The 20,561-nt window shown below is 53.7% G+C and carries 24 protein-coding genes, 3 pseudogenes and 1 other annotated feature; of the genes and pseudogenes, 17 read left to right on the plus strand and 10 right to left on the minus strand.

Annotated features, from left to right (window positions below):
* From HJG40_RS10825 to HJG40_RS15140, 6 genes and pseudogenes are all read left to right on the plus strand, one after another.
* Window positions 1–313, plus strand: a pseudogene (locus HJG40_RS10825) (hypothetical protein); the annotation flags it as partial.
* 62 nt (window positions 314–375) lie between these two features.
* The gene (locus HJG40_RS10830) at window positions 376–1,002 is read left to right on the plus strand and encodes a nucleotide-binding protein (protein ID WP_215864200.1); all 627 of its coding nucleotides are present in this window, start codon (window positions 376–378) and stop codon (window positions 1,000–1,002) included.
* Between the two features lie 51 nt (window positions 1,003–1,053).
* Window positions 1,054–1,809 carry a tetratricopeptide repeat protein gene (locus HJG40_RS10835; RefSeq protein ID WP_215864201.1) on the plus strand — a complete coding sequence of 252 codons (756 nt, stop codon included), beginning with the start codon at window positions 1,054–1,056 and terminating at the stop codon, window positions 1,807–1,809.
* Window positions 1,810–1,966: 157 nt separating this feature from the next.
* Window positions 1,967–2,251 (plus strand): hypothetical protein, encoded by a 285-nt coding sequence (locus HJG40_RS10840; RefSeq protein WP_215864202.1) that lies wholly within the window; start codon window positions 1,967–1,969, stop codon window positions 2,249–2,251.
* A 235-nt stretch (window positions 2,252–2,486) separates the two neighbouring features.
* A complete protein-coding gene (locus tag HJG40_RS10845; RefSeq protein WP_215864203.1) occupies window positions 2,487–3,821 on the plus strand; it encodes a hypothetical protein in 1,335 nt (444 codons plus the stop codon).
* A 96-nt stretch (window positions 3,822–3,917) separates the two neighbouring features.
* A complete protein-coding gene (locus HJG40_RS15140) occupies window positions 3,918–4,106 on the plus strand; it encodes a hypothetical protein (protein ID WP_226857393.1) in 189 nt (62 codons plus the stop codon).
* A gap of 577 nt (window positions 4,107–4,683) precedes the next feature.
* On the opposite strand, the gene HJG40_RS10855 is transcribed toward HJG40_RS15140, so the two are convergent.
* Complete coding sequence (locus HJG40_RS10855) at window positions 4,684–5,940, minus strand: DDE-type integrase/transposase/recombinase (protein ID WP_215864204.1); 1,257 nt, start codon at window positions 5,938–5,940, stop codon at window positions 4,684–4,686.
* Window positions 5,941–6,346: 406 nt separating this feature from the next.
* Between HJG40_RS10855 and HJG40_RS10860 the strand changes: the two genes are divergently transcribed.
* The 4 genes from HJG40_RS10860 to HJG40_RS10875 all read left to right on the plus strand — a co-directional run bounded on the left by HJG40_RS10860 (window position 6,347) and on the right by HJG40_RS10875 (window position 8,342).
* Complete coding sequence (locus HJG40_RS10860) at window positions 6,347–6,808, plus strand: hypothetical protein (RefSeq protein WP_215864205.1); 462 nt, start codon at window positions 6,347–6,349, stop codon at window positions 6,806–6,808.
* Window positions 6,805–7,473, plus strand: a complete 669-nt coding sequence (locus HJG40_RS10865; protein WP_215864206.1) for a hypothetical protein — start codon at window positions 6,805–6,807, stop codon at window positions 7,471–7,473. The genes HJG40_RS10860 and HJG40_RS10865 overlap by 4 nt, the downstream gene beginning before the upstream one ends.
* A gap of 158 nt (window positions 7,474–7,631) precedes the next feature.
* A complete protein-coding gene (locus HJG40_RS10870) occupies window positions 7,632–7,958 on the plus strand; it encodes an AAA family ATPase (protein WP_215864207.1) in 327 nt (108 codons plus the stop codon).
* Window positions 7,959–7,979: 21 nt separating this feature from the next.
* Window positions 7,980–8,342 (plus strand): hypothetical protein, encoded by a 363-nt coding sequence (locus HJG40_RS10875; RefSeq protein ID WP_215864208.1) that lies wholly within the window; start codon window positions 7,980–7,982, stop codon window positions 8,340–8,342.
* Window positions 8,343–8,379: 37 nt separating this feature from the next.
* Here the strand turns inward: HJG40_RS10875 and HJG40_RS10880 are convergent.
* Window positions 8,380–9,383, minus strand: a pseudogene (locus HJG40_RS10880) (IS3 family transposase); the annotation flags it as partial.
* Window positions 9,208–9,324 (minus strand) — a sequence feature (AL1L pseudoknot). It overlaps the preceding pseudogene by 117 nt.
* A 163-nt stretch (window positions 9,384–9,546) precedes the next feature.
* Between HJG40_RS10880 and HJG40_RS10885 the strand changes: the two are divergent.
* Entirely contained in the window at window positions 9,547–9,780 is a 234-nt protein-coding gene (locus tag HJG40_RS10885) for a 3,4-dihydroxy-2-butanone-4-phosphate synthase (protein WP_215864230.1), read from the plus strand.
* Window positions 9,781–9,854: 74 nt separating this feature from the next.
* Here HJG40_RS10885 and HJG40_RS10890 read toward each other — a convergent pair whose 3' ends face one another.
* Window positions 9,855–10,172: an AbrB/MazE/SpoVT family DNA-binding domain-containing protein gene (locus HJG40_RS10890; protein ID WP_368356093.1), complete on the minus strand. Its 318-nt coding sequence runs from the start codon at window positions 10,170–10,172 to the stop codon at window positions 9,855–9,857.
* A 309-nt stretch (window positions 10,173–10,481) separates the two neighbouring features.
* Here HJG40_RS10890 and HJG40_RS10895 point away from each other — a divergent pair, with 309 nt between their 5' ends.
* The 3 genes from HJG40_RS10895 (at window position 10,482) to HJG40_RS10905 (ending at window position 11,996) form a co-directional block, all read left to right on the plus strand.
* The gene (locus HJG40_RS10895) at window positions 10,482–11,225 is read left to right on the plus strand and encodes an SDR family NAD(P)-dependent oxidoreductase (protein ID WP_215864210.1); all 744 of its coding nucleotides are present in this window, start codon (window positions 10,482–10,484) and stop codon (window positions 11,223–11,225) included.
* Between the two features lie 77 nt (window positions 11,226–11,302).
* Window positions 11,303–11,680, plus strand: coding sequence for a type II toxin-antitoxin system RelE/ParE family toxin (locus HJG40_RS10900; RefSeq protein ID WP_215864211.1), 378 nt, complete (start codon window positions 11,303–11,305; stop codon window positions 11,678–11,680).
* Window positions 11,661–11,996 carry a helix-turn-helix domain-containing protein gene (locus tag HJG40_RS10905; protein WP_215864212.1) on the plus strand — a complete coding sequence of 112 codons (336 nt, stop codon included), beginning with the start codon at window positions 11,661–11,663 and terminating at the stop codon, window positions 11,994–11,996. Before HJG40_RS10900 ends, HJG40_RS10905 begins: the two co-directional genes overlap by 20 nt.
* A 75-nt stretch (window positions 11,997–12,071) precedes the next feature.
* On the opposite strand, the gene nfsA is transcribed toward HJG40_RS10905, so the two are convergent.
* Both nfsA and HJG40_RS10915 read right to left on the minus strand, forming a co-directional pair.
* The gene (gene nfsA, locus HJG40_RS10910; protein WP_215864213.1) at window positions 12,072–12,809 is read right to left on the minus strand and encodes an oxygen-insensitive NADPH nitroreductase; all 738 of its coding nucleotides are present in this window, start codon (window positions 12,807–12,809) and stop codon (window positions 12,072–12,074) included.
* A gap of 26 nt (window positions 12,810–12,835) precedes the next feature.
* A complete protein-coding gene (locus HJG40_RS10915) occupies window positions 12,836–13,360 on the minus strand; it encodes a methylated-DNA--[protein]-cysteine S-methyltransferase (protein WP_215864214.1) in 525 nt (174 codons plus the stop codon).
* A 250-nt stretch (window positions 13,361–13,610) separates the two neighbouring features.
* Between HJG40_RS10915 and HJG40_RS15145 the strand changes: the two are divergent.
* Window positions 13,611–14,506, plus strand: a pseudogene (locus HJG40_RS15145) (DMT family transporter).
* Here the strand turns inward: HJG40_RS15145 and HJG40_RS10930 are convergent.
* Both HJG40_RS10930 and HJG40_RS10935 read right to left on the minus strand, forming a co-directional pair.
* On the minus strand, window positions 14,503–14,790 hold the full coding sequence (locus tag HJG40_RS10930) for a chaperone modulator CbpM (protein ID WP_215864217.1): 288 nt from the start codon (window positions 14,788–14,790) through the stop codon (window positions 14,503–14,505). The pseudogene HJG40_RS15145 and the gene HJG40_RS10930 sit on opposite strands and share 4 nt — an antisense overlap.
* A 15-nt stretch (window positions 14,791–14,805) precedes the next feature.
* Window positions 14,806–15,768, minus strand: coding sequence for a DnaJ C-terminal domain-containing protein (locus tag HJG40_RS10935; protein ID WP_215864218.1), 963 nt, complete (start codon window positions 15,766–15,768; stop codon window positions 14,806–14,808).
* Window positions 15,769–15,884: 116 nt separating this feature from the next.
* Here HJG40_RS10935 and uvrD point away from each other — a divergent pair, with 116 nt between their 5' ends.
* Complete coding sequence (gene uvrD, locus HJG40_RS10940) at window positions 15,885–18,014, plus strand: DNA helicase II (protein ID WP_215864219.1); 2,130 nt, start codon at window positions 15,885–15,887, stop codon at window positions 18,012–18,014.
* A 26-nt stretch (window positions 18,015–18,040) separates the two neighbouring features.
* The gene (locus HJG40_RS10945) at window positions 18,041–18,481 is read left to right on the plus strand and encodes a ComEA family DNA-binding protein (RefSeq protein WP_215864220.1); all 441 of its coding nucleotides are present in this window, start codon (window positions 18,041–18,043) and stop codon (window positions 18,479–18,481) included.
* A gap of 16 nt (window positions 18,482–18,497) precedes the next feature.
* Here HJG40_RS10945 and HJG40_RS10950 read toward each other — a convergent pair whose 3' ends face one another.
* Genes HJG40_RS10950 through HJG40_RS10960 form a run of 3 tightly spaced genes read right to left on the minus strand, consistent with a single transcriptional unit; the run spans window position 18,498 to window position 20,556 of the window.
* A complete protein-coding gene (locus HJG40_RS10950) occupies window positions 18,498–19,430 on the minus strand; it encodes a homoserine kinase (RefSeq protein WP_215864221.1) in 933 nt (310 codons plus the stop codon).
* Window positions 19,431–19,456: 26 nt separating this feature from the next.
* Entirely contained in the window at window positions 19,457–19,819 is a 363-nt protein-coding gene (locus HJG40_RS10955; protein WP_226857394.1) for a DUF2782 domain-containing protein, read from the minus strand.
* A 17-nt stretch (window positions 19,820–19,836) separates the two neighbouring features.
* Entirely contained in the window at window positions 19,837–20,556 is a 720-nt protein-coding gene (locus tag HJG40_RS10960; RefSeq protein ID WP_215864222.1) for an LOG family protein, read from the minus strand.
* Between the last annotated feature and the right edge of the window lie 5 nt (window positions 20,557–20,561).

Genomic DNA, 20,561 nt, shown 5'->3' on the forward strand with positions numbered 1-20,561 from the left:
ATCAGAAGGCCCTTGGGATGCGGGTGGCATGAATTTCAATGGGCCGCATGGTGGTCCCATGAACATGAATAGTGGCAACTACGGCGGTTATGGGCAGCCTTATCAGGGCGAATATCAGGGCGGTGGGAGTTATGGAGCCCCGCAATCCTATGGGCAGCAGCCTAATTATGGTCCGCCGCCCGGATACGGATATCCCAACCAGGGCGGTTATCCTGGAGGCTATCCCCAGCAGCAAATGCGGCCCATGACCCCGCCACCGATGGGCCCCTATCAGTCGCCTTATGGTTATTCGCCTTATGGCTATGGTCGTTAGACCATCGTAATCTCGCCATGGGGAGCTCCTGAGTTGCCCATGGCCTAGCCAGCGAGATATTCATGCGTCTGATCGTGGCATCCATGAAGGGCGGATCCGGCAAAAGCACGGTGAGTTTCAATCTCGCCGTGTGGCTGGCCTACCGGGTATCCGTTTGTCTGTATGATCTGGATCCCCAAGGGACCTTGAGGGATGTTTGTGCAGACCGTACTGAACAGCAGATTTCTCCAGCACTGAGCGTTGCTTCTACGCTGGGTGCTGCAGTGCATTCTTCGGCTTATACCCTGATTGACAGTAGCTATTCTGCGTTCAGGGCATTGCGGGCGGCTATGGACTCTGCGGATGCCATCCTGATGCCTGTGGGCCCCAGTCAGGCCGACATTTGGTCTGCACAGCGTTTTCTGGAGGATTGTGTGAAATGGTCGGCCCCTCCAGTTTGGGCGTTCATCAATCGGGCCGACACCCATCATGCTGTTCACGAAAGTGATGACGCTGCCGCTGCGCTGCGCCAACTTCCTCATGTCAAAGCATTGGGGGTGCGGCTTGGGCAACGTACGGCTTTTCGGCGCTCGCTCAGTGAGGCGCGCGCTGTTTTTGAACTGGATGCGAGCAGCAAAGCCAGTTTGGAGTTTGCGCAGCTCGTCAAGGCCATCTATCCATCACTTCACTCCGGCGACGGCAGCGGCTAGCCGCTGCCGTCTTATGGATATACCCGATGATCAATCAGGGAGTCTGATCCAATGAAACATTCCATCTTCCAGCGCTTCACCCAACATCCCGTAATTACGGTAGGCATTGTCTTGCCCGCAATCATGGTGGCCACAAGTCTGCAATTCCCCGAAATCGCCCAAAATCCCTTCATGCGCAGTCTCCAGGTGATTCCCTGCGCTGAAGCGGCCGCACTCCCATCGACCAGCCCCACAGCCAGTGCAAAACAAGTGGTAGCACCTGCACAATCGATGACGCCAGTGAAAAAGACGCCATCGGTCAAAACAGCGGACACCAACCACAAAAAAATCCCACCCAAGGTCACAAAAACCCCGGCGACCAAAAAAGAGCTCCACCCTTCGCAGAAACCGGCTGCCCAGGCAGCACCTTCTTTAACGCTGCCCAAACCCGCATCCATGCAGTCCCTGACCAAGCCGGAAATGGCACTATTGATCAGTGCTCGCGAAGCTTACTGGAAACGGGATGCTCCCAAATCCATAGCCGACTATAAGAAATTATTGCAGAAGGTACCGAATCATCCCGGGATCTATGGAGAAATGGGCAATGTCTACTACATGACCGGACAGTATGCGCCTGCAGGAAAAGCGTATGCGGCCGCCGCACGAGAAATGATCCATTTGCATCTTTATGCTGAAGCGTATGGCCTGCTCCCGCTCATCGGTTCGTTGAATCCACATGAAGCCTCCGCTATCGCGCACTCTCTGGCCATGCAGAGGAATGCGGCGACTGCGAAAATGCGACATCGTGATCAGAAGCCACGTCAGTAATTCAGGGCTCCGGGACTGTATTACCTGGGACACCCACTACCTGCCATTTAGAAAACAATTAGGGCACGGCCTGGAGATTGGAGATGCTTGATTCGCTCCATTCAGGCCGCCTTCAAGCAATATTTCGACGCATAAACGAGTTACTACGGATATTCAGGTGATGCGGCAGAAAGACACGCGAGACAAACGAATAAACCTTCCGGTCACTTTGGATTCAGAGCAAGACCTCAGTCGTATGTTGATGGGTTTCAGCATCAGCGAAGAGAGCTGGTTGGATCTGGTCAAGTCAAAATGGAATTTACAGAAAGCCATGGCCTGGGCCAATGCGCGATTGCAAGAAGTGGAAACCTTAAGTACAGAAACACAAAAAGCTTACTTGCGGGTCATGATCACACTCTATGGCTCCTCACCAAAGGGTGTTGGTATGGCGGAAGCCAATTAGGCGATCAAGCTATGAGGACCTTCTGGCAGGCCATCATGGAGGCGTATTGGAACAAGAAAATGGCAGACGGAAATCCGGTTTGGCAGACAGAAAATGCCAAAAAACTGTCCTCTGTGAAGGTTGAAAAACCGAGAAAAAAGGCTAATTCCCCACCCATAGCACCGAACCAACCAAGACAATGAAACAGAATAAACCATCCTATCTGGCAACTTGACTCATTGAAGCGAGTAAAAAAATGATCCATCCAGAAGCCTCATCCAATACCGGCATCATGACCATATCCCATGAGCCGTTTGTCTTTCACTGCAACCACTACAATCGCTTTCTTCAATTGGTGATCGAAGACTGCCATTACATTGACCGTGAACCCATTCTGGTAAAATCGGCTACAGAAGTCAGCTTCCGACAACTTCAGGCAACTTTTCGGGAACACCCGGAATGGTCCATGGCAGATCGCCTCCAGTATGCAGAAGACCTGTACCGCTTTTGCGGATTTGGAGACCTGCCCTTGGGCACCTTGCCTCACTCAGCCGAACCAGAGTTGGCGCTCATCGAAAATCACTCCCATTACGGGGCCGCACTGCGCCTGAATTATGGCAAGCGGCGCTGGCCGGGGGAGCATTTTGATCTGGGCTATGCCATAGGGGCCGTATCGGCCATTTATGGACAGTCTTATGGGGGTAAAATCGATAGAGATGCGCTCTCCATGGGGCAGGTGTCGACCCGCTTTCATCTACATCTGCGCAATGATGGGGATCCATTCCCCTTGGACATACCGGAGATCCCCCAGGCCGTTCTGCCTCAGGGTGCCGATCAGGTACCTCCGCGACATATCGGCTTGCATATCGATGAAAACGCTATTATGGCTGCGGTGGGCACCTTGCCACTGACCGGGGATGCTGACGGATTGATTCCCGCCTTTGGCGTTTTTCTCACGCGCCACTACGCGGACTACTACAATCTGGTGTCTTTTCGCTTTGAACGGGCACTTCAGGAAGCACTCAACACGCATCGCTATTTAGGGGAGATGCTGTGGTACGAGTATCCCGCTCTGTTTTACTACAAGGAGAAATTCCAGCATCTTCAGGGCCAGGAACTGGCCAGAACCTTGTTGATAGAAGCGGGCCATATTTGCGGGTTCAACACCATGGGCGGCATCATGCGTTCGGACCCTTGGTATCAGTTGATTGTCCCGCAACTGCAATGCCGTGAGGACTGGCTATCCGGCATCATTGCCTGCATCAATGCGCTCGGTTGGGGTGTATGGCGTATTCAGGAAATCATTCCTAATGAGCGACTGGTACTGCGTGCCTGGTATCCTTACGAATCACTCGGTCATCTGCGTGCTTTTGGCCAGGCAGATCACCCCATTGATTATTTGATGACGGGCATTGGCTCTTCTCTGATGAACCTGCTCTATACGGCAGACATCACCACCAGGCCCGATCTCACTTTGGAATTTTACTATCAGGTAAACCGTTCCAAAGCCGGATTCTGGGCCAGACAAACGCGTTGTGTAGCCATGGGAGATCCCTATTCCGAGATTGTGGTGGGGCGCAACATTTTATGATTGCAAGCGGTCTCTCTCAGTGGGCCTATCCTTGAAAAAAGTGGTTTGTAATCCTGCATAATGTCACCATGTTTCCGAGCAACAAACTGAGTCACCTTGTTGCTCTATATGAGCATGCAGTGTAACGATTTCTTATTTGTCACCGACTCGACGACATCCGTCAATCAGTCCGAAACCAAAATTACTGAGCGCGTACTTATCAATATCAACGTTCAGCGCGGAGGGCTGGCGATGAAGAAAGAAGAGAAAGTCGCTTATCGGCGGCAACAAGTGGATGAATTTTAGGCGAACAGCCTTACAGTTAAGAATTATTGTGCGCAGGCGGGGGTTGCCGTAGCTACACTGCATTCTTTGCCAGGAGCAAACTTTATTACAATGGAATTTAAGAGGTAAACTGTCGAAACTGGACTCAGGAGTAAACTTTATTTCAACTTGGTTTCCTCCGCTTATAACAATCAATAGGTTGAGGTGTATTCAGGAGCAAACTTTATTGCCCGCATACAATGCTGTTGACGGACAAAATAGTTTCATCCAGGCGTTTCCCCTGAATTGCGGGGGGCTGGACCTGCTTGACAGACGCACCCGACTCTACGCGAATAATGCAGGCATGGTCATGGGGTGGCGCTCCTCGGCGAGGCCTTGCTCATGGACGACTGGCTGCCGTAGTATTCTCTATGACCTGATGACAGTTAAAGACTGATTACGGTCGTTCAGCAGCGGAAAGCAAATGACCCAAAGCAGTCATTCAAGGTGGGCATCGTCGGCGCCCGGAGTTCGGCTAGAACGATTCTACTATATTGATAGTACGAGTATTTTCCAATCCATAAAAGAGTCTGGAGAGTGGTTGTTAGAGAATACCCTGTCAGCCGGTTTTCGGGGTCCGTCCATGGATCGTTTTGAACAGTCTTTGACGGGCCTTTTGAAGCTGGTCCGCCGCCTCGTTGTCGCTGATTTGGTAAGCGAGCTGGTCAAGTATTTCAAAGCTTGCTCCGGGTTTCAAATAGCTTTCTGCCTGGGGCAATGACTTAAGCTTGTCATAGGGCGTCATCATGTTCTCATAGCGGTAGAGCTTGCGTTGTTTGCCTTTGGCATCTGTGTAGGTTTCCGGGAAGAAGCAGGGACGGTGGAAGTTGATATAGGGGTTGAGGTGTTGCTGGTTGAAGGTGTTGATCAGTGCCGCCCAGCGTTGGGGAATGTGGCTGTACCCGAACAGCTTTCTCACCACAGCGCCGTTTTTGCTTTCGGCCAGGGCGTTGTCATTGGAATAACGTGAACGGGACTTGGTGAACTCGATGCGCAGTTTCTCCAGCAGCCCGGCGACCCGTTTGTTGATGTATTCCGAGCCGTTGTCGGAGTGGAAGCCGAGCACGGTAAAGGGGAAACTGTCCAACAGCTGCTCCAGGGCTGGAATGAGGTGGTGCTCGCTAATTTTCTCGACGCTCACGACGATCTCGAACTGTGTGTGTTCATCCACGGCGTTGATGTGATACACGCCTTTCTGTTTGTCCAAGTCGCCTTGATGGACCGTATCGATGCGGATATAGCCGGGCTGGCCGTTGGGCTGAGGTTTGCGCCGCTCGCCGATGGTCGATGCTTTGGGTTGGGTCTTTGCAAAGTGGCACCGCTGGCGGGTGTAGGTGGTGGATTTTCTCAGGTTATACAGGTGGCTCACGGAGATCGCGGACAGCCGCTTGTACTCGGCCTGACCGAAGACCGTGCAGGCCCGTTCACACAGCTTCTTGATGGCCTGGCCGCAGGGCGTGTCGTGGCGCTCATCCATCGCAGCCAGCAGGCGGATATCCTCGGCGGTATACTGGTACTGGAAACCGGCCACAGTGCGCTGGCGGCGCTGTAGCCGACCGTGTTGGCGATACTGAGCAATCAGTCGGGTGATCTGCTGACGAGAGTAACCACTGACCTTCATCAGATAACGGATCACCACCCCTCTGGCGGGGCGGGACAACGTTACATACCGGAACTTGACCAGTTCCCCCTGAATCCAGCGGTAGCACGTGTCCTTGTCGCCCATGACCGAAAAGGCCACCGCCTGGGTGCCGGACAGAAAAGTGTCGAGTTGATCAATCGTCTTTAACTCTTCCAGTTTCATGATGGTTTTCATTCCTCCATCATGAACGTATCCCGATTATGTTGCAGCCCACTCCAGACGCATTTCATGTTAGAAACACGTTCCACCCTTCAGACTCATTTCATATTGGACAAGGTTATTCGTTGATTTTTTCTGGATATCACCATAACATCTTCGTAAGGGCAAGCACTGGTGAATGCTTCGAGAAATATTGTCCAGAACAAATTTCGTTGGGACAATTTGGTGCGTTTGTTCCATCCGGAAGACTCTATAATTTTCAATGTACATTGATTATATGGAGAAAATAATCATGCATACGGTTTTACGCACCACCCAAACATTTTTCGTCGCACCTTTTTAGGCACCTACTTTAAGTTAGGCCTTTCGCCACCTCAAATTCATCCTCCATCTCAATAACGCAATCACGAAAAGGAAATACATGGAGAAGATTGACCTTGTAATGCGCCTACTGCGAGAAGATGAGCGTACGCCATGGGTTGCTGACCAAGTCGCTTCATCGTTTGCTCAAGGGGTATCAATGAACGTCAAGGAGGCGCTCTCAGATGCTCAGTTCTACAGTCTTGAGCCTTCTGATCTAACAAGCCGCGAACGACAGAAGCGCGAGAAATACGAAACGACAAGACCGTACTCGGATGAGGAAAAACTTGAACTGCTCACTGAAGCATTAGACACTCTCTACGTTGATCTTCCTGCGATTCGAGTAGCAGCACTCAAATCGCTCCTCGACCTAGGGATGGCCGCCTCTACGATCAAGTTTGCTCCGCCGGATGAGCCTGAGCAGGGGCGGCACGGATATGCCGTGGAACTCCAAGAATTGAGCAAGACACAAGAATTTCTGAAATCAAACTTTGAACGGTTTCAACAGGAGTTGGCGAAGTGACGTCACTCGCTGACCTCCAAAATGCCTACAATACCCTTCTGGCGGGGCATGCGCCCGTGGCAACGTCTGGTCAGGCCAACGATGCATTTGAGGTGTATACGCTGTCATTGGTACTCAGAGCCGCACGTGAAGAATCCGCCTCAATTTGTTTTGAATCCTCACGCGGAATTCCAAACCCTTCTCCGATTCTGTTCCGTACATCGCCAGGGCGCATCTTTTCAACCGCGCACGACTACAGCCACGCCGTCATTGAGTTTCCCGACGGCTTGGCCTTTGAGGCACACATCGGAGTCTACGTTGAAGGCTTGGCTGGTGTTCTACACGAGTGCGACGTTCTAGTGGTTGATGCACCAGAGGCGCAGTTCTGTCGTAGAAATAGGGTGCATCCCAAAAAATCGAACACGGTGCTGACGGCAGAATGCAAGTTTTACGCGGGAAAGCTCGGCATTGACCTTGGGCGACAATTCTTGGGAGTCACAACAGACCTTGGAACTGAAGGACGATTCTTTTTGAGCAATGCCGACGGCAAATCTGTTGACCGGGTCCTCGCTCACCATAAGCGCCAGCGGTTCTTCGGGCTTACGCCGCTTGACGGTGATGCCGAGGGTCAAGTTGTTGCGCTGTTTCGAAGCACATTTCGCAATTTACGGGCAAAGCGGCGATAGCCTATGCCACGTGCAAGGTCTAACCCTGCGGTCCACCGGACGCTGCACGATAGAGCCGCGCAGCGCCGGTGACCTCCATGTTGGGCGGCCTCAGATTATCAATGCAGAAATAGACAGCGTAGGAAGGCGCGACTACTCAATTCAGGAGGCAGCACGAAGTGACAACATCGACACAAACACCAGCGGCCACCGCGTCTGGAAGCATCAGGCTGCAATACGTCGAACTATGTAAGTTCCGCCGTCTTGGCAAGGTCCAGCTGGACCTTGACCCCCAGACAACAATTCTTGTCGGCGCCAACAACAGCGGCAAGACCTCGATCCTCACCGCACTGCGACACTTCTTATCTGAGACTCCCGCGTTCGGCGCGTTCGACATCAGCCTGTCGGAGTGGCCTGCGCTGCGTGCGTTGGGCGTCAAATGGGAAGCGTTGACGGAGGATCCGGCGACCGCCTCGCAGAATGAGGGCGACAAATGGGAAGACTAGCTCGCGACGCTGTTGGCGGCGATGCCCACGCTTGATCTGTGGTTCGACGCCGAGGCCGGGATGTTCCACTACGTCCAGCCCTTCTTGTCCAAGCTGGTCTGGAAAGGTGGCGCTGTTGGCGTCCGGCTGCGCCTGGAGCCGGCCAGCGATGTCGCGTCGCTCAAAGAGCTGGCCTGGGCCTACAACCTGGCGCGCCAACTCGTGAAGGGCATGAGCAGCGAGTCGCTGGCCTGGCCGATCGACCTGCTCGACTACTGGCTGCGCGAGCCCAGGAAGCTGGGACAGGTCAGACCGTATAGCCTCGATGCCGCCAACAATCCTATCCAAGGGATCGAGACCTACCAGACCCAAGTCCTGGCAGCCGACGTGCAGCCGGCCGACTGAACCGCCCCGGGTTCGGTGGAGGGTATTTATTAGCCCATCAAGCGGCCCTGTTGGGCTGTTCCAATAACTGAGCATAATAGTTTGCCTCAGCTTCTGCGGGAGGGATATACCCCAATGGACCGAAAAGGCGTTGGTGGTTATACCAATGAACCCATTCCAGCGTGGCCATTTCTACCGCTGACCGGTTTTTCCAAGGCCCCAGATGGTGAATCACTTCTGCCTTGTAGATCCCGTTAATCGTTTCTGCCAGCGCGTTATCGTAGCTGTCTCCCGTGCTGCCGACAGAGGCCGCAACCCCCGCCTCTGCCAAGCGTTCCGTATATCGAATGCTCAGATATTGTGCGCCACGGTCAGAGTGATGGATGAGTGCCTGTGCAGGCTGGCGGGCCTGTAACGCTTGCTCTAAAGCATCCAGTACAAACTCCGTGCGCATGGCGGTGCTGGTCTGCCAGCCCACGATGCGCCGGGCGTAAACATCTATGATAAAGGCCACATAAATCCACCCTTCCCATGTTGATACATAGGTAAAATCAGCCACCCAGAGCTGATCCGGCCGCTCTGCCTGAAAATTGCGCTGCACCAGATCCTGAGGACGAGGCGCTTGATGATCCGGTATCGTGGTGCGCTATGACTTGCCACGCCTTACGCCTTGCCACCCTTGTCGGCGCATTAAACGTTCAACCGTACAACGCGCCACCAAAAAGCCCTCTCGATGGAGCTGCCGCCAGACTTTGTCGGCACCATAGACCGTCCGGCTGCTTTCCCAAATCCGTTGAATCTCGGTCAGCAATGCTTCATCCCGGATCATGCGAGGACTACGTAACTCCGGACGCCGCTGGTTTGCCGCGTAGCGCCGATAGCCGGATGGGGCCATCTGCAGCACTTTGCAAATGGGCTCGACCCCGAAATCGCTCCGGTATTCATCCACAAAGCGCTTCAATGCTTGAGATGGCGGTCGAGCTCCGCCTGGGCAAAAAACGCACTGGCCAACTTCAGAATCTCGTTGGCACGGCGTAATTCCTTGTTCTCGCGCTCTAATGCCGTAGGCGCCAGGATGAAACTTTATTGTCCACCAGCACAGAGGGTCGGCAAAGGCGGTGGGGCTACTCAGGATGATACTTCGTGAAACGTGGAAATTGTTCAAAAGGTAGAATTAATGGGATACGGCTGATCCAGGATGGTACTTTTCGTCCGTTAACAACAGCTGTTAACGGACAATAGTGCTCATCCTGATGGTATTCGGGGCCGACGCGGGCATACGGAAGGCGCTGTCGAACTTGCGCACTTGGCGGGGCTGGCCCCGGCTGCTGTACTCTGCGAATTGATGAATCCCGATGGCAGCATGGCGCGAGGTGCAGATATTGATCGCTTTGCCGCCCAGCACGATTTACCAGTCATTACCATGGATGATGTTTTGGGTATGGTTAATCGTTCATGATGCCCTCCGCAACATCTGCGTTTGCGGTATCCGCTGAAAGCAAATAAAGCAGCACGTTCGTATCGAAGAACGCCTTACCGCTCGCTATGCGCTTCCAATCGGTCGAACCTGAAATCGGGTGGAAGCCTCCCGCGATAACATCTTAACCTGGCCAGCAACTCTTCCATTCGAGGCGTTTGTTGAATCTGGAAACGGCGTTCGCCCACCACATCAACCTCAATGTCGTCACCCTCTTTGAGGTCCAGCGCCTCTAACACGGAGGTTGGTATGCGGACGGCCAAACTGTTGCCCCACTTGGATACCCGCATGATATTCTCCGATAGGTTGCGACATGATAAACAACAAGCTTTATTGTATATTATGTCGCCCCTGATTGCGCAAGGTGCACGCATTCCAACTCACCCACTAAAAAAACAACCGTGAGATTCAAATAAAGTGGGTAACTTAACGCGCAACACCTAACTTTCGTCGAAATTTTTCTGAAATTGTGGATTGGCTATTTTATGAAGAAATACAGTAAAAATTATCGTTTTATTACCAATCATAAAAAATTTAATAATTTATTGACAATAAAAGAAATATTGTCAATGATAAGAATCAAATATCTTTTCATTCATCGTAGGGGAATATGGACGCACAAACAGATCGAACCCTTTGTTACCGCTGGAAATCGACTGATATAACTCAGCAATTAAATGGTCATGACTGATAGCGCGCGTGTTGCATTGGTCACCGGTGCGAGCTCCGGCATTGGCCTCGCTATTGCGCGTCGTATGACTCAAGCAGGATATCGGGTGGCCCTGCATTCTCGCGTTTCCTCGGTTGCAGGCCTTCAAGCAGCAGCGACATTGGCGGGTGCCCATTACTTTCAGGCTGATCTTTTGGACGATGCCGCACGCCGTGAACTGATCTATCAAGTGATTGCACACTATGGTCGGCTGGATGTGTTGGTCAATAATGCGGGTGAGTCCAGCGTGATTCCGCATGATGATTTATTGGCCGCAACCCCGGACATCTGGCACCGCCTCTACGAGCTCCATGTAGTCGCACCCTGGCGACTTATTGCGCTTGGGGAGCCTTACCTGCGCGCCGCATCGACAGATGAACAACCGGCATCAGTGTTAAACATCAGCTCTCATGCCGGAGTGCGGCCCAAGGGCGCCTCTATTCCTTACGCTGCTAGTAAAGCCGCACTGAATCATGTTACCCGTTTACTGGCCAAAACCCTGGGGCCCGGTATTCGGGTAAACGCCATTGCGCCAGGATTGGTGGATACGCCGCTGACTGAGAATTGGAGCGCTATTCGTGCGCAGTGGATACGTGAAGCGCCTATGCGCCGCAGCGCGGGCCCGAAAGATATTGCCGATGTGGCGCTGATGCTGACCGAATCGACTTATCTAACGGGTGAAGTGATGATGGTCGATGGCGGCATGAATTTGCTATAAAGCATGGGAAACAAGCCCTGCATTAGATTGAAACATATGCGCTTGCACTCTTACCTGAACAGGTATAATTTGCTGTCATGGTTTATAAAGAAAAACCGCTCGAATGGATCGCGAGCAGCTACAAAGATCTGATGGCATTGCCGCCGGACGTGCGCAGGCGTTTCGGTTTTGCGCTTTCACTGGCGCAGATTGGCGATCAGGACGACGCGGCGAAGGTGCTCAAGGGCTTCGGCGGCGCTGGCGTGCTGGAGGTCGTCGAAGACAATGTCGGTGGCACGTACCGGGCGGTCTATACGGTGAAGTTCGCGGAAGCGGTGTTTGTTCTGCACTGCTTCCAGAAGAAGAGCAAGAGCGGGATAGCCACCCCAAAGATGGACATGGACATCATCCGCAATCGGCTGAAGGTAGCCGAGGCAATGGCACAGGAGTTACGAAATGCACAAACGAATCATTGAAGGCGTCGAGGTTCAACGCAGCTCGGGCAACATCTTCGCCGATTTGGAACTGCCCGACGCCGAGAAACTAAAAATCAAGACCGGACTGGTGGTCGAGATCAGGAAGGCGATGCGTGACCTCGGATTGACTCAACAAGCGGCAGCCAAACGCATGGGTATCCCGCAATCGAAGGTGTCAGGCATGATGCACGGCGATTTCACCAATCTTTCTGAGCGCAAGCTGATGGACTGTCTGAATCGCCTCGGCTTCGACATCGAAATCAAGGTGCGGCCAGCGGCTGAGCCAGTCGGGCATCTGACGCTCGCCACCGCCTGACCGCTGGGGCAGGGCCTGGACCTCGTCATCCTCGACGAATGGGGCTATTTGCCCTTCTCTGAGTGGGGGGTGCCATTAACGGGTATTCATGCCGCGCCGTTCCAAAAAGCTGCGCATGTGGGGCCGTGCTTCCCGGCCAACCAGAGCAGCAATTTCCTGGGTCCAGCGACTGTTTTTTTGCGAAGCATTGCGATTGCGGTAGTACTCGGCCATCTGCTGATCGTACTGGCTGATTTCTGCTGCATCTTTGGTTTCATCGTAACTATTTTCCTTGAGCACAACGGACAGGGGCAGTCGCGGTTTCAGATCAGGATTCTGGTCGGGATAACCGATGCAGAGTCCAAAAACAGGATAAACCTGTTCAGGCAAATGCAGCAGATCACTGATTTCCTGAGGATGGTTGCGTACGGCGCCAATGTAGCAAGTGCCCAATCCCATAGATTCAGCGGCTGTTACACAATTTTGGGCGAACAGGCTGACATCAACGGTGGCAATAATGAAGTGCTCGGTCATGCCCGCTACAAATGCCTGATTTCCACGGCTGCCAATACGGGCTGCACGATGTAAATCTGCGCAAAATACCAGGAAAGTTCCAGCACTGCGGATGTATTCCTGGTCGCCGGCCAGATGTGCGACTTTATCCCGCAAATGCGGATCGCTTATCTGAATGACCGTACAGGCCTGGATATGACTGGAACTTGCGGCATGTTGACCACAGCGTACGATTTCCTGAACCAGGGTTTGTTCAACGGGTTGCCCGCTAAAGCGCCGTATGGATCGATGTTGCTTTAACACGTTGAGGGTTTCGTTCATATTCAATCTCCAAGGGATGATGCGAATCAGGATAGAGCGCCTTCATGTTGCAACAACCAGCGTTTGCGATCTATGCCGCCCGCGTATCCAGTCAGGGTGCCATTGCTGCCAATGACCCGGTGGCAGGGTACGACAATACCAATAGGATTCTTGCTGTTGGCGCGTCCTACCGCGCGAATTGCCAACGGATGATGCATGCCCCGGGCCTGTTCTTTGTAGCTGCGGGTTTCTCCGGCGGGAATAGTGCGTAACCATGCCCAGGCTGCCTGTTGAAAGGGCGTTCCGGCAGACTTTGTAGGAATGACCGTCAGTGCCTGCAAATCTCCCGCCCAGTAAGCCTCCAGACTATGACGTATCATCGTGGGCAGGGGTCCGCTGGTCAGCGTGATTCGGTCCGTACCGTACAATCTTCGGAGATATTCAAGGATACTGTGCTGGCTGTCCTCCCAGTAATCTAACGCCCGCAAAGTGCCTTGCGGATCAGTTACCAGGAGCATTTCCCCTAATGGCGACGGGATCTGATCAATATTCCAGTGAAACTCTTCGCTCATGTATATGCCTCCATGGGTTTGCGCAAGAAATGATTTTTCCCCAACTCTGCTCGGTGATTCAATATAGCGAAAAAGGTTTCCTTCGTGCGGAAAATATCTAATGGCTTTATTATGGGGGACGGGTTGGTCAAGGTCTTGGTGGTGATGCATTATCCAGAAATTTCAGGGGCAGAAAGTGTTTGATAAAAAGTTCAAGCATTCATTTTCTGTGGCAATCAGCGCGGGATTACTTTCTTCCTTGTTTTTCAGTGTGACTTTTGTACTGAATAAAGCCCTGGACAACGCGGGTTACAGTTGGCAATGGTCGGCCTCCCTACGTTATTTGATCACACTGCCCATTCTTTTGGGTATCTTCCTATTTGTAAAAAATAAACGACCGTTGCTGGATTCACTGAAAAAGCGCCCCGTACTGTGGATACTTTGGGGGACAGTGGGTTTTGGTCTTTTTTATGCGCCTTTGACCTTCGCTGCTTTTTATGGGCCCGCTTGGTTGGTTGCGGGGGTATGGCAAATTACGATTCTCGCCGGAATGCTTTTGGATGGATTGATCAGCCGGAATCACGATTCGGAAACACTCCCAAGACGCTTTCCATGGCGTTCCTTTGTCATATCTCTGGCAATGCTTTTTGGGGTGCTATTGATTTTGTGGGGTCATCTCAAGGCAACAACTTTTCATGATAGCTTGTTTGTTGCTCTTCCGGTGCTGCTGGCCTGTTTTGCCTATCCTTTGGGTAATCGGATGATTATCAGCAGAATAGATCCGACTGTGGGCTCCATGGACCGCATGCTGGGGATGACCATCGGCAGCATGCCATTTTGGTGTGTTCTGGGTGTTTGGGGCAGACTGAGACCGGCTGGCCACCATTGCAGCAGATTGGCCTTGCTACGCTGATTGCTGTCAGCTCTGGTGTCGTGGCGACGGGGCTGTTTTATTATGCAACCCGCTCAATGTACCCTTGGCCTGATCGTCTTGCTGCCGTGGAAGCTACCCAAGCCGGGGAAGTATTGTTTGCAGTTTTAGGATCGGTATTCTGGCTGGGTGAGGCTGTGCCAGGCGCATTGGCACAATGGGGATTAGTATTGATTGTTCTTGCCATGTTGGGCCATGTTCTGCCTTCTGGACTATTCCGCCTGGGTCGAAATTAATGCCGCAAGCGTTCCAGTAAATCCACCGCCAGGGCGGCCCCGGCCAGATCAATTTCCAGATCACGGGCGAGGCGGCGGCTCAGTCTGGCCCGATAAAGATCCAGACTGCGGAAGCGCCAGTGCTGAGGACTGCTGCCTTCGGGGTGGATGACGCCATAGTGAACCAGTTGCACGGCTTCACCTTCGGCACAATGCAGCAAGGTGCAGAAGCGCGATAAATCAAAGCAGAAAGCCCCCTCCTCCAACAATTCCGCTTCAATAACCTGAATGGGTGTTGAGACCATTGTGCACTCTCCTCTCTAACGGCGGGGGTGATAGCTGGATATTTCTCCTAACTGGGTCCACAAAGCTTTTTCTTCATCGCTGATATTTTTGGGGACGACTATTTGAATAATAGCGTAAAGATCACCCGCTGGTTTGCTGCTGGTTCCTGGCAGTCCTTTTTGGGAGAGACGTAGTTTTTGGCCACTGCTGCTACCCGCCGGGATTTTCATCCGGACATTGCCTTCCAGAGTGGGAACCTTAACGCTGGCACCCAGCACTGCTTCCCAGGGGGTGATATGCAGGTCGTGATACAGGTCGGCCCCCTCTACCCGGAATTTGGAATGGGGCTGAAAATGGACTTGCAGATAAAGATCGCCATTGGGACCGCCGCCCATGCCCGGTGAACCTTGTCCGGCCATGCGCAATCTCTGGCCTTCGCGAATGCCCTTGGGGATTTTGACGGTCAGGCGTCGCGCTTCCCGGCGCATCCGGCCATCGGGTCCAAGCGTAGGCATTTCCAGATTGATGTCGCGTTGCGCTCCTTGAGCGGCGTCTTCCAGACTGATCTGGATGCTGGCTTCACTGTCTTCACCCTGGCTCCGAAACCCCGCGCCGCCGCCATGAAAACCGCTCGCACCGCCATGTTGCTGGCGAAACATGGATTCAAAAAAATCGCTGAAGCCGCCGTTGCCGCCAAAATCTGCGCCGCCAAAGCCGCCACCCCCAAAGCCTCCGGTCTGCCCACCCCAGCCTGGCGGTGGACGGAAATCCTGCCCGGCGCGCCAGTTGCTGCCCAGCTGGTCATAGGCCGCTCGTTTTTCAGGATCTTTCAAAACTTCATAAGCTTCCTGCAAATCTTTGAAGCGATCTTCAGCGTTGGCTTCCTTGCTGACGTCAGGGTGATATTTCCGTGCCATTTTGCGATACGCGGCCTTGATGGCATCGGCATCTGCCCCGCGTTCCACCCCGAGAATTTTGTAGTAGTCTTTGTATTCCAATGGTTCCCCCTTATCATGGGTTATAGCAGACCGGGTCAGGCCTGTAAGTCTGCTTTCACAATGCGGCCATTATACCGTGTTTTCAAGCCCGCCAGGTCGGGTGGGAGGAATGTTTTTTGTCTGATTGGTCAACCCTGAACCCTCGTCAGCTGGAGGCGGTGACGCTTCCCCCTGGTCCGGCATTGGTGCTGGCTGGTGCCGGTTCCGGTAAAACCCGGGTGCTTACCAGCCGCATCGCGCATCTGCTCGAAGAGGGCGTGCACCCTGGAGAAATTCTGGCTGTCACCTTCACCAACAAGGCGGCACGATCCATGCGCGAGCGCCTTGATAAAATGGTCGCCATGGAACTGCGCGGCCTGTGGATGGGGACATTTCACGGCCTCGCGCATCGCCTGATTCGTCTGCATCATGAAGCACTGAAGTTGCCTGCGGATTTTCAGGTGCTGGATTCCGAAGACAGTCAGCGCTTGCTGCGCCGCCTCATGCGAGAGGCGCAGATGGATGAAAAGCAGTGGCCACCCCGGGCCATGGCGGGGCGCATTGGCCGCTGGAAGGACGAAGGCTGGGGGCCGGAACAGGTGTTGCGCTACGAGGGGCCGGCGGCTGCGGCTTTTGTGCCGATTTATCAGGCCTATGAAGTCGCCAAGCAACGCTCCGGGCTGCTCGATTTTGGGGATTTGCTTCTGTATGCCCTGAAGCTTTGGGAGTCTCCGGAGATTCTGGATCATTATCAGCGGCGTTTTCAGCATATTCTGGTGGACGAGTTTCAGGATACCAATGCGGTGCAATATGCCTGGCTGAAAGGGTTGGCGCGGCATGGCCAGATTTTTGTGGTTGGGGATGATGACCAGTCCATTTATGCCTGGCGCGGCGCGCGAGTCGAGAATCTGCTGCGTTTTGGGGAAGACTTTACGGGTGCCCAGGTGGTGCGTCTGGAGCAGAATTACCGATCTACCGCCGCGATTCTTCAGGCAGCCAATGCCGTTATTGCCAACAATCCCGACCGCATGGGTAAAACCCTATGGACCGCCGAGCCCGGTGGCGAAGCCGTGCACCTGTACACGGCGTACAACGAATTTGATGAAGCCCGTTATGTGATCGGGCGGATTCAGCAGTGGCAGGATCAGGGCGGGCGCCGCGCTGATTGTGCCATTCTTTATCGTTCTAATGCTCAGTCCCGCGCTTTTGAAGAAGTTCTGGTGCGTGAAGGTTTGCCTTATCGGGTTTATGGTGGCCTGCGCTTTTTTGAGCGGGCGGAAATCAAGGATACCCTCGCCTATTTGCGCCTGACCGCCAATCGTCATGATGATGCTTCCTTTGAGCGGGTTGTGAATGTGCCTTCGCGTGGCATCGGGGCGGTCAGCGTCGAACGGCTGCGCAATCTTGCCCGCGAAAAGGGCCTGTCGCTCTGGCAGGCAGCCGGAGCGCTGAATCAGGCAAAAATCAATGGATTTTTGAATCTGGTCGACACGCTTGCCGAGCAGACCCAAGAGAGCGACCTCGACAAGCGTGTGGAAATTATTTTGCAACATACAGCCCTGCGCGAATGGCACAGTCGTGAGGGAGACCGGGCTGAGGGCCGTCTGGAAAACCTCGATGAACTCATCAATGCCGCGCGTGCTTACGGTCAGGATTGGCGTGCTGATCCGCAACTGGGTGAGCTGGCACCGCAACCCGGCAACATGCTTTCCGAGTTTCTTACCCATGCCGCGCTGGAAGCGGGCGATGGGGCCGGAGATGCCTGGGAAGATTGCGTCCAGCTGATGAGTTTGCACAGCGCCAAAGGTTTGGAGTTTCCTTTGGTTTTTCTGGTAGGTTTGGAAGAAGGTCTGTTTCCGCACCAACGCTCTTTGGAAGATGGCCAGGGCCTCGCGGAAGAACGCCGCCTTTGTTACGTGGGCATGACCCGGGCCATGCGTTTGCTGGTGCTCAGTCATGCTGAAAGCCGGCGTTTGCACGGCAGCGAAAAAATGAGCATGCCCTCCCGTTTTCTGCGGGAAATCCCCCAGGAGCTTCTGCAGGATTTGCGTCCGCGCGCGCGCATCAGTCGTCCAGCCATGGCGCTACGTCCTGCAGCCCCGGAAATGCCGTATCCGCTGGGCTCCCGTTTACAGCATCCGGTATTTGGCGAGGGGACGGTGCTGGATTACGAGGCAGGCGGTCGTCAGGGCCGAATCCAGGTGCAGTTCAGTTCGGGGGCCAAGTGGTTGGCTTTGGGTGTTGTGCAATTACAGCAGTTACCCTGATAGTTCAAAATAATGGGAGGAGCGTGATGAAAATATGGATGGGCATGCTGCTGGGTGTGGTTTTGTCCCTGTTTGCCCTGCCGCTGTGGGCATCCGTCAATATCAATACCGCAGATGTTGGCGCGCTGGATAGTTTGCCGGGTATTGGTCCCGCCAAGGCACAGGCTATTGTGGAATATCGCAAGGCGCACGGATCTTTCAAAACGCTCGATGATCTTGTCCAGGTCCATGGCATTGGCAACAAGCTGCTGGAAAGATTGCGCCCCTCAATGGCACTGAATGGTCAGACGACGGCGTTGTCGCCCGTCAAGGGTTGTACGGCCGGAAAAGCGGCTTCGCGAAAAAAGGCGATACCAGCCGGAGAAGAGCACGCTGTCCGCCATGGCAGCCATGGATATATTCTGAACAGCAACCCCGACAGTAACGCCTTTCATTACCGGCATTTTTCCCTGCAGGAATCGTCCTGAACCCGCAAGCGAAGGGTTATAGTCCGTGACGGCGTTGTAACAAAATCCGGTGGTATTCTTCTGGATCTTTGCAGAAAGTGATGGCGCCAGGGCGGCGGAAGTGCACCGCATCGAGCCGGAGCAGCCAGAAGCGCAAGGCGGCTATCCGGAGCATGGCAAACCACAGAGAGGCTTCGTCATCGCGCAGCGGACGTGTCGCCACATAAGCCTCCCACAGTGCCGTACTGAGAGAAGAATCCAGCTGGCCGTCAGGGCGTGCGCACCAGCTGTTCGTGACGACCGCCAGATCATAAAGCCAGGCATCATCGCCCGCGTAATAAAAGTCGATGGTGCCGGAAATCTGTTGTTCTGCGAAGAGCACGTTGTCGGGGAAAAGATCGGCATGAATGACCCCTCCCGGTAATTTTTCCCGCTGAATGTGGCTTTGATAGGCCAGCTCATCGGCGATTATCTGGTTGTCAGCAGGGTCCAGATGCGGCACCAGATGACGGGCGGTCTCCTGCATCCAGGGCAGTCCCGCAGGGTTGGGATGGCGCTGGGGAAAGTCTTCTCCCGCCAGGTGCATTTGTCCCAGTAATTGCCCCAAAGCGCGAATTTCTGTTTGCGTGGGTGCTCGCCCCTCAATGGACCGGCCCTGAAGACACTGGACAATGGCGGCAGGTTTGCCGCACAAGCTATTCAGACTTTTCCCGTTCCGGGCGTGTATAGGGCGCGGGCAGGGAATGCCATGGGTACTCAACCAGTCGGTAAGATCCAGAAAATAGGGAATTTTGGCGGCGGAAAGGCGCTCAAACAGGGTCAGCACAAAACGGCCCTGATCCGTATCCAGAAAATAATTACTATTTTCGACGCCCGCAGAAATGCCGGTCAGGGAGATCGCTTTTCCCAGATCATAATCTTCCAGAAACTGCGCGAGCTCCTGATCGGAGACATTGGTGTAAACAGACATAAATGCAGTTTGACTCTACGGGTGCTTTACCAGCGAAATAAAATCCATTGCGGAACACTCAGGTGCTCCGCATCGGTTTGCGGAACTTCCGTGAAACGCCCGGTGCCGCCCTTGTCTTCCAGATAGTAAGGCGGGAAGGGTTTGGGCGGAATGACCTTGACCATGTAGACCCTGCCGTTGACCTTGTATTCTTCGATTTTGGATCCGGTCGGTGCCTTGATCTCGGCATTGGGACCGATTTTTTGTGGGGCGAGTTTAGGCAGATGCAGTTTTTTGATGTTTTGTTGGGCCGAATTGGGTAGTGCAGCATCCGTATCTGCCAAGGCAGTGGCCGCGACACCCAGCGCAAGGGCGGCAACCATGGTGGTAATCATGACACGAGTAAACATGGGAACTCCCTGAATATCTAAAGGTTGAGAAGGGCTTCTGTTTCGGCGGCCGATGGGGCAAAACCGCGCTTTTCATAATGATTAAATATAGCCGATACGACTTCGTCAGGATTATCAATGACGGTAATCAGATTCAGGTCTTCAGGGTTGATGGTGCCGAGGCCGAGCATGGCCTCCTGCCACCAGGCAATCAGCCCGCTCCAGAAATCCGAACCAACCAGAATAATGGGCATGCGCCGGGTTTTGCCGGTTTGCACCAGGGTCAGACATTCGGCCAGCTCATCCAGCGTCCCAAAACCGCCGGGCATGACGACATAGGCGACCGCATATTTCATGAACATGACCTTGCGGGAATAAAAGTGCTCAAAGGAAATGGCAATGTCCTGATAAGGATTACTGTGCTGCTCATGGGGAAGCTCAATATTCAGCCCGATGCTGTAGCCGGTACCGTGGAAAGCCCCCTTGTTGGCCGCTTCCATAATGCCGGGGCCGCCGCCACTCAGAACCGAAAAGCCCGCATTGGAAAGTTTTTCAGCAATTTCCTGGGTTTTCAGATACCAGGGATTGTCGGGTCCCAGGCGGGCGGAGCCGAAAATGCTGACGCATGGATCCACGTCCACCAGTTTTTCATAGCCGCGCACAAATTCCGCCATGATCTGGAAGATTTTCCAAGCCTCGCGGGTGAGTCGTCCTTCCCCCCCGTCCCGTAGTTTTTCTTCCTCAAGATGCGCCCGCATGCCTC

It is taken from the genome of Acidithiobacillus concretivorus (assembly GCF_018853445.1).
GTDB lineage: Bacteria > Pseudomonadota > Gammaproteobacteria > Acidithiobacillales > Acidithiobacillaceae > Acidithiobacillus > Acidithiobacillus concretivorus.

Coding starts and splice junctions, on each gene's coding strand:
- HJG40_RS10830 (WP_215864200.1), top strand. CDS start 376: ATGCGTCTGATCGTGGCATCCATGAAGGGCGGATCCGGCAAAAGCACG.
- HJG40_RS10945 (WP_215864220.1), top strand. CDS start 18,041: ATGAAAATATGGATGGGCATGCTGCTGGGTGTGGTTTTGTCCCTGTTT.
- nfsA (WP_215864213.1), bottom strand. CDS start 12,809: ATGAACGAAACCCTCAACGTGTTAAAGCAACATCGATCCATACGGCGC.
- HJG40_RS10900 (WP_215864211.1), top strand. CDS start 11,303: ATGGTTTATAAAGAAAAACCGCTCGAATGGATCGCGAGCAGCTACAAA.
- HJG40_RS10950 (WP_215864221.1), bottom strand. CDS start 19,430: ATGTCTGTTTACACCAATGTCTCCGATCAGGAGCTCGCGCAGTTTCTG.
- HJG40_RS10915 (WP_215864214.1), bottom strand. CDS start 13,360: ATGAGCGAAGAGTTTCACTGGAATATTGATCAGATCCCGTCGCCATTA.
- HJG40_RS10855 (WP_215864204.1), bottom strand. CDS start 5,940: ATGAAAACCATCATGAAACTGGAAGAGTTAAAGACGATTGATCAACTC.
- HJG40_RS10930 (WP_215864217.1), bottom strand. CDS start 14,790: ATGGTCTCAACACCCATTCAGGTTATTGAAGCGGAATTGTTGGAGGAG.
- HJG40_RS10890 (WP_368356093.1), bottom strand. CDS start 10,172: ATGCGTGCACCTTGCGCAATCAGGGGCGACATAATATACAATAAAGCT.
- HJG40_RS10860 (WP_215864205.1), top strand. CDS start 6,347: ATGGAGAAGATTGACCTTGTAATGCGCCTACTGCGAGAAGATGAGCGT.
- HJG40_RS10835 (WP_215864201.1), top strand. CDS start 1,054: ATGAAACATTCCATCTTCCAGCGCTTCACCCAACATCCCGTAATTACG.
- HJG40_RS10960 (WP_215864222.1), bottom strand. CDS start 20,556: ATGCGGGCGCATCTTGAGGAAGAAAAACTACGGGACGGGGGGGAAGGA.
- HJG40_RS10845 (WP_215864203.1), top strand. CDS start 2,487: ATGATCCATCCAGAAGCCTCATCCAATACCGGCATCATGACCATATCC.
- HJG40_RS10895 (WP_215864210.1), top strand. CDS start 10,482: ATGACTGATAGCGCGCGTGTTGCATTGGTCACCGGTGCGAGCTCCGGC.
- HJG40_RS10905 (WP_215864212.1), top strand. CDS start 11,661: ATGCACAAACGAATCATTGAAGGCGTCGAGGTTCAACGCAGCTCGGGC.
- HJG40_RS10875 (WP_215864208.1), top strand. CDS start 7,980: ATGCCCACGCTTGATCTGTGGTTCGACGCCGAGGCCGGGATGTTCCAC.
- HJG40_RS10955 (WP_226857394.1), bottom strand. CDS start 19,819: ATGTTTACTCGTGTCATGATTACCACCATGGTTGCCGCCCTTGCGCTG.